This is a genomic window from Ligilactobacillus acidipiscis DSM 15836 (assembly GCF_001435755.1).
Lineage (GTDB): Bacteria > Bacillota > Bacilli > Lactobacillales > Lactobacillaceae > Ligilactobacillus > Ligilactobacillus acidipiscis.
The window spans coordinates 1-258 of sequence record NZ_AZFI01000424.1 but is presented as its reverse complement, the minus strand read 5'-3'; the positions used below and the strand labels follow the sequence as shown (position 1 = coordinate 258).

The following is a 258-nucleotide window of genomic DNA, read 5'->3' as shown; positions in this document are numbered from 1 at the left end:
CCAGACTGAACGGTGTAAGAAACTTTAGCTCCACCACCACCATTAGAGTTATAAATCAAAAGGGTTTGACCTGCGTAAATTTCATTTGCATTTGAAATATTATTCCATGTTTGCAAGTTTGATACTGAGACACCAAAATTTTGCGCAATGCCACTTAGTGTGTCTCCTGATTTAACAGTGTAAACGACAGTCCCACTACCACCGCCATTACTATATAAAACTAATTTTTGTCCAACATAAATTTTGTTCGGGTCAGAA

The 258-nt window shown here is 37.2% G+C and carries 1 protein-coding gene; it reads right to left on the bottom strand.

Annotation, left to right across the window (positions count from 1 at the left end; translation table 11 throughout):
* Positions 1-258 (bottom strand): LysM peptidoglycan-binding domain-containing protein (locus FC65_RS11320; protein WP_156408664.1); only part of this gene is annotated, 258 nt, incomplete at both ends.